Source organism: Cryobacterium cheniae (assembly GCF_004403395.1).
GTDB lineage: Bacteria > Actinomycetota > Actinomycetes > Actinomycetales > Microbacteriaceae > Cryobacterium > Cryobacterium cheniae.
Genome location: NZ_SOGN01000057.1, coordinates 1 through 9,088, shown reverse-complemented (window position 1 = coordinate 9,088; position 9,088 = coordinate 1). Strand labels below are relative to the sequence as shown.

Sequence of the window (9,088 nt, the reverse complement as noted above, 5' to 3'; positions counted from 1 at the left end):
ATATGACCGATAATGGTTATTATGTCAGCTGGTAGCTGACATCTTCGCATTGGACGCGAATACGCCGGTTCGGTCGACCTCCCCCTCGCGGCGCGGATCCATCCGCCGGTACGATGACACAGAAGAGTCCGATATCACGGTCGAACCCTCGGGCGCCTGTGTACTCTGCTATGCATCCGTTTTGAGTACCCAGTAGACTGCGAGTACCTCTCCGAGGCCGCTACGCGGTCGCAGCCTACTGGGTACTGCGGTAAATACCCTGATCAAGTGGCATTTTTGCCGCTACGCTCGTTGTGGACGACCTCCGGCATGGCGCCGTCAGGGACTTGTGCTACATTTAAACCGAGCAACGCGGGTAACTCGCTCGAATATTCTTATTCTTGCCGGTGAGGCGTTATGCCCCAGATGTCTACGGACTGCCTGGGGCTGCTTTTTTTAACCGTTGACGGTGGGGCCACATTCACGACAAGCTCGCGCGACTCTATGCAGACAATGATGCGCCAGTCGCATTCATTGACGAGAGTTTCGAAATTGACGGCGACCGAACGTTTTACATTGTTGGCGTTGCCGTTGTCGACTGCGATCAAATGGTTGCAACGCGAAAGACTCTCACGGATTTCTACAGCGGCGATGCCCTCCACGCTGGCCCGATGTACCGTCGTGGCGAATTCGAGACGCTGAGACAGGCGACCGTTCTCGTCGCTGCCGAGCATGACGGTCTCGATATTGTGGTCTGTGCGCCCATTCCTGAGCATGACGTGCATGGAGATGCCGCGAGGGCCGCGTGCCTTAGTTTCGTAATCCCGAAGATTCATGAGGAATTCGAGACTGGAGTCTTCGTTTTTGATAAGCGCACTACTCCTACCCAGAACGAGCTCGATCTGCGTACCATTCGCGATCTGCGAGCGGAACGGAAGATTGGGCGCGACGCGGTTGGCCACCATTGTCAGCCATCGCGAGAGCCCTTGTTGGGGCTTCCGGATGTTCTCGCCTGGTCTTACCGCCAGGAACACACTCGCCGGGAAACTTCGTGGTTCGAGCCCATGCGAGATTCAGCACAAGTCAAATTCCTTTAGTCGACCTCGGCCTGAACCGCTGCTTGGCGGGGTGTTCACCGGGTTGAAAGATCAAATAAGACCGGACTGACGGTATGCGGATCGCAGGTTCGAAGTAGCGACTCGGAGGTCGTTGTCTATGGCCCCCAGCTCCTCCTTGCGGGCATACGGCGCCAAGCTATTGTCTGCCTGAGTACGTGAATACTCTCGCTGCAGCTCCTTGACCCGGCGCTCAAGATTCTGCAGACGCTCCGCGTCGTCCTCGTCGGTTAGATCAAGCAGTCGGCGGTGAGCGACCGAGGCCCGCGCCGCGCGATCCCGGTCAGGTTCGGGAGCCATCAGCGTCGGCGTTGGTCCGTCCCAGTCGATGCGCGCTCCGGTTGTATCGGCGCCAATGAGGGCTCGAGCATGTCCCCACCTGGCAGCCGCCTGGACGAGATCATCAAGCGACCGCCGGTAGTCGTCCCCTCTAACAATGCTCTGGTATTGGCTTTGGACCATCCGCCCAATTGAACTTCCGATGTCGATAGGAGCGCTTTGGGCCGGAAGAGCGAGTTGGGCGTTTGCAGCTTCCTGGAAAGGTCGCTCGGTTTCTGACTTCGCAACAAGGGAGTTTGTGTCTTCAACCTCTTTCCCTACGCCAGCGCGTAATTCGCTCTCGATCTCGAGCAGGCCATCAGTCTCAATGGACACACCGGCGGCAGTCATCTTCCTCAGCCCGTTCAGAATCCTGCGGATTTGCTTCCGGAACATGAAGATCAGGCCCAACACGATGAGCGGCCAAACAAGGATATTCGTGAAGTCGAGGACAACTCCGATCCAATACGTCAATTCCTGTGACATTGAAGGGGGTCCTTTCCCGCAGCCAGCATGCGCCCACGCTATCGGACCCCGACGCTGCGGTTATTCGGCGCTCTACCGTTCGCGACCGTCAGCCCTGGAGCGCGGGTCATCGGTCTGTGTATCCCTGTCACCACGGCCGGCCTGTCGGGCCTTCACGGTGAGGCCGGCGGCTCGCTGCGCTTCCCGCTGCTTGTCGGCCGAGGCCCGGTTCGCGGCGCGCATCGCATCGAGTGCAGTAGCCGGATTCTGCCGGCCGGCTTCGGGCGCACTCGGCGCGGCGCTCAGAGCCTCCGTGTTCTGCAGTGCGGCTACGCGGGCCGCGAGCTCCGCACCAACACTGCGCTCCCGGTAAGCGTCAGGGATGGGCTGCGTCTGTGCCGGATCGACCTTGTACCGGTCGCGGAACACGTCGACTTCCGCCGCCAGGCGCACCCACTCCTGCCGGCGCGCGCTTTCCTCCGGGACGTCGCCAAGCTGCTGCGCCCACTCGGGCTGCTCGACGGTGATCGCCGTGCCGCGTTCCTCGAGACGGACGGCCAAGTACTCGTACCGCTCGGCGAGGTGGTCCCGCCATGCGGGGTCGGTTCCGGCTGCGTCGAGCACCCGTCGATCGGCGATCCAAGCCGGAACCGCCGTCCGCTCGGCCACTGCCGGCGCCGGCGCCGGGTCGACGGGGGTCGTTTCGATGCGTCGTTCTATCCGGTGGGAGAGGACGGCGCCGACGTCGTCGGCGGTGCCGTGTTCTCGTTCGTTCCACGATTCCCGCAGCACCCCGGCCGGGTCAAGGCCTTGGGTTTCAGCGCGGGTGAGGGCAGCGGTGACGGCTCCCCAGCTCTCGGAGCTGGTGAGCTTCCGCGCGTCCTGCTCGTCGAGGGTGTAGCCGACGAGTTGGGTGAAGCGGATGGTGTTGGCGCGTTCGGCGACGTCGCCGTATTGGTCGATGAGGGTGACCAGGTCATCGACGCGGGCTTGTTCGGCGCGGATGGTTTCGGTGGCGGAGAGCATCCCGTCGCTGTGACCGGCGATGGTGGCCAGGACGTCGCTCATGGGTTGGGCGTCTTCGGTCTCGACGTAGAGGTGGTTGGTTTCCTTGCCACGGGTCAACCCGACATAGACGAGTTCGCGGGAGGTGGAGGAATCGGCGAGGACGTGGGCGGTGTCCGCGGTCATGCCCTGGGCCCGGTGAATGGTCGATGCGTAGCCGAGCTCGACGTTGTTCTGTACGTACTCGGCGGGAAGGGTGATGCGGCCGCCATGCCCGGCATGGGTGACAGTCAACGCCCCGTCGGCTTGCACCTTCCCCACCGTCCACACGTCACCGTTCTTGACCCGGTCAGTTCCACGCCCTGTGCGGAGAGTGGCGTCGTTCAGGCGGGTGACGATCCGGTCGCCCTGGTACGCGGCGAGTCCGTCGCGCAGCTGCGAGGACTTCTTCCCGGAGACGAGGCCGGAACCCATCCGGTACGCCTGAGCCCTCGTGTTGAGATCGGTGACGGTGACGTTCTGTTGGGCGAGCATGACGGCGTTCTTGCCGGCTTCGTCGTCGTGCTGCCAGGCGGCGAAGACGTGGTCGGTCATCCGGTCGATGCTGCCTGCGGTGACCCGGTTGTTATCGACGTACCAGCGGAACGGGTCCCCCACCGTGGCGGGGTCGCGCAGCTGCCTTGTCGCTTCGGCTTCGGCCGGGGACGTGAACCGGTGGATCTCCTCGAGCTTGACGGATCCGACTTCGCGTTCCAGTAGGCGCAGCGCCCCGCCGGACTCGACGGCTGCGAGCTGTCGGTCGTCACCGATCAGGCGCACGTGCGCCCCGTGCCGCTCGGCAATGCTCGTCACCTTCGCCAGGTTGAGGGTGCCGGCCATTCCGGCCTCGTCGACGACGATGATGTCCCCCGCGCGCAGCTTCAACTCTTCCGGGTGGCGACTGTCGGGGGTGGCGTCCCCGTGGGTGTCGTAGGCGCGGACGAAGGAGTGGATCGTGGCCGCTGGGACTTCGACGGCGTCGCGGAACACGGCGGCCGCCGTCGCGGACGGGGCCAACCCGATCAGGCGGCCGCCGGCTTGCTCGGTGGCGCGGGCGGCCAACGCGAGGGCGGTGGTCTTCCCAGCACCGGCGGGCCCGGTCGCGACGACGAGGAGCGTGCCGGACGTGGTGAACTCGCGTGCCAGTGCACGCTGCCCGGCATCCAACGGTCCGGTGTGACGGGCGGCCGCACGGTCGAACTCGGCCACCGTGATCGGGGCGATCGTGCGGGTGCGGCCGGCAGCGAGGAGAGTGTCTTCTGCGGCGAGGAGGCCGGTGGAGGTGAAGAGCATGCGGCCCTTGTGCTCGTAGATGCTCGACCCGTCCCGGCGGGTCAGGGGCTCGAAGGAACCATGCGGGGCGGGCGGGGTCACAGCGATCGAGTCCGTCTCCAGTGCGCGCCGGGTGACCTGCTCGACGGTGCCTTCAGGGACGGGGCCGTGGCTGGTTTCTTTCTGGACCCATCGGCGGGCTTCGGCCTCGATCATGTGCGGACCCCAGACCGCGTGATGCTCCGACACCGTCGCCACGACCTCACGCGCAGCGCGGCCCACATCCACCACCCGCGACTCCCCCGGCGTGCTGCCCATGGTCGGTGCGGCGGCGCGGGCGTCCTTGAGGAGGTTCGTGACGGTGGCGGTACCGACGCGTTCGGCGGCCTTGATGGCCCACTCGGTGCGGAGGCCGGCGAGGGATCGGGCGTGGGCTTTCGCGGGACGGGTCTCGAGGGTGGCCTGCTGTGCCAGCTTGATCCGGGCGACCGCGTCCGGGCTGCGCCCGTGGGTGGCCCGGTAGTCCTTCTCGAGCTGGCCGACGACCTTCTTGATGTCCGCGGACCGGGTAGAGAACGCCCCGGTGAGGCGCTCGTCAACACCGGCGATCTCGACCACGGGCCGCTTGCCCGGGGTGACTTCTCGCAGCTCCGTGGTCAGGCCGAGGCGGGTGGTGACTTCGTCCATGACGCGTTGGTTGTAGAACTCGGACGCGGCCACACCCTGACGGTGGAGGAGCTTGGAATCGATCGTGCGCCATTTCCCGTCGACGCCCTTGACCTTGTTCGCCACGACCAGGTGATCGTGCAACTGCGGGTCACCATTGCGGGAGTCATAGTGACGGAACCGCGTCGCGATCAGGCCGCCCTCGACGTCGATTTGTGCGACGCCGTTCGTGCCGGCACGGGTGGCGATCGCTTCCCGCTCGAGGTAAGACACGGTGTCCAGGATCGCGATCGCCTGGGCATCTTCAATCGTCTTCCGGGTGTCCTCGTCGCCGAGACCCCAGAGCACCGACACGCTCTTCGCAGGCGAGAAGACCAGGTCGAAACCGGCGACAGCCTGCTGCGTCGGACGCGTCGCCGCCGTGATGAACCGGCCCAGCTCGTCCTTGTCCGCCGGCGGCCGGCCCTTCGCGTCGCGGAACGCCAGGACACCCTCACGTGTGCGGATCGCACGGCGGTCGGCAACGTTCGGCTCGCGCCCGTTCACCTTCGTGAAGTCGGTGTAGCCGGCAGCGATCTTCGCGGACAGGTCAGTACCGTCGGTGCTGTACCCGTAGTAGGAACGGCCGAGCTTGGCTGCCTTCGTAGCCTCCCCCACAGTCTTGCCTTGGGCCTGCGCGTCAGCAATGATTCGTTCGGCGTCGGGGTGCAAACCCTCACCGTAGAGGGCCTTCATCTGCTCCTCCGTGACGACCCCGGAGACGCCGAGTGCGGCCAGTCCCCCGCCGACCCAGACACCTTGAGGGTTGCCATCCTCGGTGTAGTAATCGCCCAGCTCACGGCCGCTCTCACGCTTCGCATCACCGGTCGCGACCTCGTTGGTGTAGTACACATACCCGTCTCCCGCAGAGAGGATATGCATAGTCATCACCCGCTCACTTTACCTCGTCTATTACTAATGCCAGAGGTGTGACTAATACTTGTACGAAGAATGAGGATGCAGGGTGGTCGCGATCGAAGATTGTGATGGTCGGAAGTTGAGGCTGAGGTCGGCGAGTGACTGCAGATAGGGGCTATCGAGTCGACGTAGCAGGTAGTGCAACACTCATAAATTAACGCGCGCCTCCGTGCGCACGTGGATACCCTCCGAGGCGTTGGCTGTGGCAGGCAGGCATGGGCGCTGGACTCACGCATAATGGTTCTTCCACCCACGAAAGGGGTACACCCATGGCCGATGTACGCAAGTCTGCGAAGCAGACTGCCGCCCGATCTCGCGCACGCGAGAAAGCGGCAGAATTCCGAGCGAAGGAAGACAAGCTCGAGCAGCTCGCCACCGACTACTTCGTCGCCACTGACTCACTCGAGGAAATCGACGCGACCGCACAGGCGAAAATCGCTACCATCCAGGAGCGCGCAGCGCAGCAGAGCGCGGCCGCCCGCACGTCAGCGGCAGCCGTCATCGCCTCCATGCTTGAACTCGGAACCCCCAAGGCGGAGGTCGCTGGCCGCCTCGGTCTCGCACTTCGAGACATCAAGAAGTCCCCTAACCTCTGATGCCAACCGCGACGGTCGAATCTGTCGCCTTCACGATTGCGCCCTGTCCTGAACCTTTCGTGAGGTGCTGCGGAGGCTCCCAGCCACCCTTACTCGCTTCACGACGGTAGGCGGGTCGAACAGATCGACCGGCACCTGTCGGGTCATTCTCGGAGGTAGAGTTCGAGGGCCGGCGTGCGCATCATCGCCAGGGCTCGCTTCTCTATCTGGCGGATTCGTCCCCGGGTCACACCCTCACGGACGGCGATCTGGTCGAGGGTGCGAGGTTGTTCGCCGTTCAATCCGAACCGTGCCTCCAGGATCATCCGCTCCCGTGTGGGCAGCGCGTCGAGATGAAAGGTGATGTCAGAGCGGCGCAGGGCAAGCGCCGCGTACTCCTCCGGCTGGGGCAGGTCATCGTCCATGATCAGCTCGGAGATGTCGGCCAAGCCCTCGCCGAGTGGGGTTTGATACGAGATCGGTTCGACGTCCCAGTCGAGCAAGGTCCGCACGTCGGCCATTGGAGCCTGGCAGGCCTCGGCCAGCTCCGCCAGGGTGGGTTCGCGGTACAGACTGGCGGTGAGGTCGCTGCGGATACGCTTCACCTTGTTGAGCTTCTCCACGGCGTACAACGGGATCCGAATTGTTCGTGCAGCGCCGACCATGCCCCGGTGGATGGACTGCCGGATCCACCAGACTCCATAGGTCGAGAACTTGTACCCGGTCGAGTAGTCGAATTTCTCCACGGCTCGCAGCAGGCCGAGGTTGCCGTCCTGGATGAGGTCCATGATCGGAATCCGGCGACCGGAGTACTGTTTGGCAACGCTAACCACTAGGCGCAAGTTTGCCTCAACGAACCGAGTTTTCGACCGGTCCCCGTCCCGGGCGAGCCAGATGAGGTCCCGGGTAAGAACCGGATCAACGATTCCCCCCGCAAGACGCACGGCCGCGAACAGACCAACTTCCATCCGCCGACCCAAGTCAACCTCCTCCTCCGCGGAGAGAAGGGCCACCCTGCCGATCTTTCTCAGGTAGAACCCGAACGTGTCCGTCGACCCCCGACCAAATCGTGCCGTCGTAGGTCGAGGCACGAAAACCGGTGGGGCTGCGGTCCACGAAGGTTGAGCCGGGTCGGAGTCAGGCATCTCCAATTCGTCGGCCATAGAGTCTTGGTCCAGTGAACTCACTGAGTGACCGTCCCACCCGTGATACTCGCCACCGCGCTGCCCATCGACGACACATAGATTTTCTCGAGCGGCCGCGTCGTATCCATCGCCTCGAAAACGTTCCCGAATCGCTGAATGAAACCCAACAAGACCGGGGCCTCACTGACCATTCCCCCGCGACCCCGGACCCGCCAGACGGTCGGAGAAACCTCGGCAACGCTCACGCGACCAAGCAGACTTGAGGATCTATCATGCTTGTTCATAGGCGCCTAACTAAACATTTGACAAATGATTACACGCCCAGCCGGGTCTTCTCAAGAGGCAAATCGTGTTGATTCGGGCCGACAATCGCACCCCGAGCAACATGCTCACACACAGGATCTTGGGTCCGGCAGCCTGCTCATAATTCTGGTTCCCGAATTCACCCTTCGCTCACGGCGGGCAGGAAAATACTTGTGCACCAGGCCTCGCCCGTGACGCTCATATGAGGCGAGGGTCGGCAGCACGGTACCGTGCGGAGGAGCGACGACTGCGTTGCCACTCACTCGCGCGAAATCGAAGCGCCAGCTCAGACGGAGATCGGCGCCATCTTCAATCCGCAGGGGAAGCACAGCACGGCACCGGCTGCGACCGTCTCCTCCATGCTCGAGCTCGGAACCCCAAGGCAGAAGTGTCCGGCCGCCTCGATCTGGCGCTGCGCGACGTCAAACAGACTCCTGCCCTCTGAAACCATTGAGCTTTCGATGAGGCCGTTGACCGTATCTGGTTTGATTCTCTTCGCTGGAATGGCTAGGTCCTGTCGGTCCCGCCGGAGTCTCGCCGGAAAATGCTGAGCGGTCCGCCCAACTGTTGTGCGCGGAGAGTTCGCCCTTTGCCTCGTCGTTGCAAGGTTCCGGGACGGCGCCGCCACAACCGACGCCGTCCTCGCATCAGAATCGGCAGCAACCATCGTCTGTGATTGCTCCGGTTGGTGAGTTGCTGGGGTGTTCAAACGCCCCCTAGATTGTCGTCAAGGGGGCGTTTGGGTGATCATGCTTGGTGGTGGCTGTCTCCTTCTTGGTCTTCTTCGGCGTGGCCGGATACCCAGGTGTCGGCGGCGGTGTCGGCTCCGACGGCGCGGAGCATCCCGGCGAGAGCGTCCACCTCGGTGCAGCTCATCCGCGGGCCCACGTCGCCCGCGAAGTCTGCGGCCGCGAACACGTCGACGAATCGCGTGGCCGCGGCGGTGTCAATGGTGGTTGTGTTCATTGCTGGTTGTCCTGGTCTATCGGGCGGTCGCGGTGACGGTGCACAGGTTGACGCGGTGCAGGATGACCTGGGCGATATGCACGGGGCTGTAGATGTAATCGTGGAAGTGCCCGGCGACGTAGATCCCGTGGGGCACGGCGACGCCGTTGATGGGTTCGCCCTCGGGAGTGAATACGACCAGGTCTTTGTGGTCGCTGTCGGTGCTGATGAGGTGCTGCGCGACCCGGTATCCGGCGGCCGTGTAGTCGCGGTGGGTGTTGATCCCGTCGCAGGAGTACCGCAC

At 63.7% G+C, this 9,088-nt stretch carries 7 protein-coding genes; 1 reads left to right on the top strand and 6 read right to left on the bottom strand.

What is annotated here, in order from left to right; all coding sequences use genetic code 11:
• Nucleotides 1-374: 374 nt before the first annotated feature.
• The 3 genes from E3T23_RS13200 to mobF form a co-directional block, all read right to left on the bottom strand.
• Nucleotides 375-944, bottom strand: coding sequence for a hypothetical protein (locus tag E3T23_RS13200; protein ID WP_134370924.1), 570 nt, complete (start codon nt 942-944; stop codon nt 375-377).
• 183 nt (nt 945-1,127) lie between these two features.
• Complete coding sequence (locus tag E3T23_RS13195) at nt 1,128-1,898, bottom strand: hypothetical protein (protein ID WP_134370923.1); 771 nt, start codon at nt 1,896-1,898, stop codon at nt 1,128-1,130.
• A gap of 72 nt (nt 1,899-1,970) precedes the next feature.
• Complete coding sequence (gene mobF / locus E3T23_RS13190) at nt 1,971-5,786, bottom strand: MobF family relaxase (RefSeq protein WP_134370921.1); 3,816 nt, start codon at nt 5,784-5,786, stop codon at nt 1,971-1,973.
• Between the two features lie 299 nt (nt 5,787-6,085).
• On the opposite strand from mobF, the gene E3T23_RS13185 reads away from it, so the two are divergent.
• A complete protein-coding gene (locus tag E3T23_RS13185) occupies nt 6,086-6,412 on the top strand; it encodes a hypothetical protein (RefSeq protein ID WP_134370919.1) in 327 nt (108 codons plus the stop codon).
• Between the two features lie 143 nt (nt 6,413-6,555).
• Here the strand turns inward: E3T23_RS13185 and E3T23_RS13180 are convergent, their stop codons facing one another.
• From E3T23_RS13180 to E3T23_RS15310, 3 genes are all read right to left on the bottom strand, one after another.
• The gene (locus E3T23_RS13180; RefSeq protein ID WP_134370917.1) at nt 6,556-7,536 is read right to left on the bottom strand and encodes a sigma-70 family RNA polymerase sigma factor; all 981 of its coding nucleotides are present in this window, start codon (nt 7,534-7,536) and stop codon (nt 6,556-6,558) included.
• Nucleotides 7,537-8,586: 1,050 nt separating this feature from the next.
• Entirely contained in the window at nt 8,587-8,805 is a 219-nt protein-coding gene (locus E3T23_RS13175; protein ID WP_134370915.1) for a hypothetical protein, read from the bottom strand.
• Nucleotides 8,806-8,821: 16 nt separating this feature from the next.
• A partial coding sequence (locus E3T23_RS15310; protein WP_166806296.1) for a hypothetical protein occupies nt 8,822-9,088 on the bottom strand: 267 nt, incomplete at its 5' end.